General features: G+C 39.6%; 3 protein-coding genes. All 3 read right to left on the bottom strand.

Annotated features, from left to right (window positions below; genetic code table 11):
* The coding region (locus tag AC1DOS_RS19670; protein WP_477538841.1) for an aldehyde dehydrogenase family protein at positions 1 to 1,208 on the bottom strand (1,208 nt) is incomplete at its 3' end.
* Positions 1,209 to 1,219: 11 nt separating this feature from the next.
* Positions 1,220 to 1,669: a RidA family protein gene (locus tag AC1DOS_RS19665; protein ID WP_477538840.1), complete on the bottom strand. Its 450-nt coding sequence runs from the start codon at positions 1,667 to 1,669 to the stop codon at positions 1,220 to 1,222.
* On the bottom strand, positions 1,666 to 2,104 hold a 439-nt coding region (locus tag AC1DOS_RS19660; protein ID WP_477538839.1), incomplete at its 5' end, for an amidohydrolase family protein. The genes AC1DOS_RS19665 and AC1DOS_RS19660, both read right to left, overlap by 4 nt.

Raw genomic sequence — 2,104 nt, 5'->3', positions numbered from 1 at the left:
GGAATAACCACAGGAACAGGACCAAAAATTTCTTCTTGTGCTACACGCATCTTGTTATCTACATCATATAAAACTGTAGGTTCGTAGAAATTTCCATCTGGGAGATTCGCTACAACCTTTCCYCCATATGCAAGCTTTGCCCCTTCTGCAAGGCCAATTTGAACATAGTCATCAACAGTTTTTAAATGACCCCGAGACACAAGAGCTCCCATATCTGTTGACTCATCAGTAGGATCTCCTACTTTAATTTTCTTTACAGCAGCCACAAATTTATCTAAGAACAAATCATAAATGCTTTCTTGGACAAGAATTCGTGAACCCGCTAAACAAATTTCACCTTGATTACGATAAATCGCTTCGATAGATCCAGCCACAGCTTCATCCAAATCAGCGTCTTCAAATATAATATTTGCTGATTTGCCTCCAAGCTCTAGTGAGACCGGTATCAAGTTCTCAGCAGCATTTCGCATGACGGTTTTTCCTGTATTGGACTCCCCTACAAATGATATTCTGCGAATTGAGGGATTCGTACACATCTCTGTCCCAACAGTACTTCCAGGTCCTGTTAAAATATTTAATACTCCAGGTGGTAATCCTGCTTCATTTGCAATCTCGCCTAACATAACTGCACTTAACGGAGTATAAGAAGCAGGTTTAACCACAACTGTATTTCCTGCAGCTAAAGCAGCTGAAGCTTTCCAGGTCAACTGCATAAATGGTAAATTCCAAGGAATAATTAAACTCGTGACACCCGCTGGCGAATATTGAACATATGACATATGTCTACTCATATCATAGTGCTCATGTACCATATACTTCGCCATTTCAGCGAAAAAACGGAAGTTGGAAGCAGCGCGAGGAATATCAAATCCACGACTTTCTTTTATTGGCTTGCCTACATCTAATGTTTCGACATATGCAAGTTTATCAACGTTCTTCATAATTAAATCCGCCATTTTACACAATATGCTTGATCTTTCTTCAACAGGCATATTGCTCCAAACACCACTTGCAAATGTTCGCTGAGCAACATCAATTGCCCATTTAGCATCAGCCTTTCCACCATTTGCGACAGTGGCCAACTTTCTATTTGTTGCTGGATTAATCGTGTCGAAGGATTCTCCGGAAAGAGACTCTACATACCTTCCATCAATAAAAAGTTTGGCATCTTGGATAATGATATTTTCAGCTACCACCTCATTAGTCACGAGATTTCCTCCTAATCTTCTATCTCTATAATTATCTCTATTTCAATTGCTGTGTTATTTGGTAATTGAGCCATTCCTACTGCTGAACGCCCGTGTTTTCCTTTGTCACCAAAAACCTTCCCAATTAAATCAGATGCACCATTCATGACTGCTGGATGTTCGGTAAAATCTTCAGTGCAATTGACCATGCCTAGTATTTTTACGAACTGTTTTACCTTACTTAACTCGCCAATCTCATCTTTGACGACTCTTAGTAAGTTGAGCATCGATTGTTGAGCTGCTAAATACCCTTCTTCCGTAGTTAAATCTMTACCTAGTTTTCCATGGTATTCATCTACACCCTGTCCTGCTGTGAATAAAAGGTTTCCGGTTCTTACACAGCTGACATAACTTCCCCAAGTGGGTCGTATTGGAGGAAGTGTTAAACCTAGTTCCATTAATTTTTCTTCAGGAGTGCTCATCGTTTTGCCACTTCTTTTACTTTAATATTTAAAAAATCAAGCGCGTTTTTGCCTAAAATAGCTATTCTTTGTTCTTTAGTTAATTCAAGTGTGTCATCAATTACTTTGCCGGGAGGAATCTCTCGTAATAAAAACGGGTAATCAGATCCCATAACAATTTTTTCATATCCGAAACTATCTATTAAATATTTCAGGGTCAACGGATCATAATTCAATGAATCAAAATAAAAGTTCTTCGCGTAATAACTCGGTGGTTTACTCGTTACTCTTAAATGCGGCCAGACTTTCCACCCTTGATCCAAACGCGGTAAAATGTAAGGAAAAGAACCCCCTCCATGAGCGAAACAAACCTTTAATCGAGGAAACTTCTCCATTACCCCACCACTAACCAAGCTCGCAGCAGCTAAGGCTGTTTCACTTGGCATACCAACGGTG

The sequence above is a fragment of the Paenisporosarcina sp. P5_A11 genome (assembly GCF_056400705.1).
The sequence above is the reverse complement of the archived record's forward strand: the minus strand, read 5'-3'. Positions and strand labels throughout refer to the sequence as shown.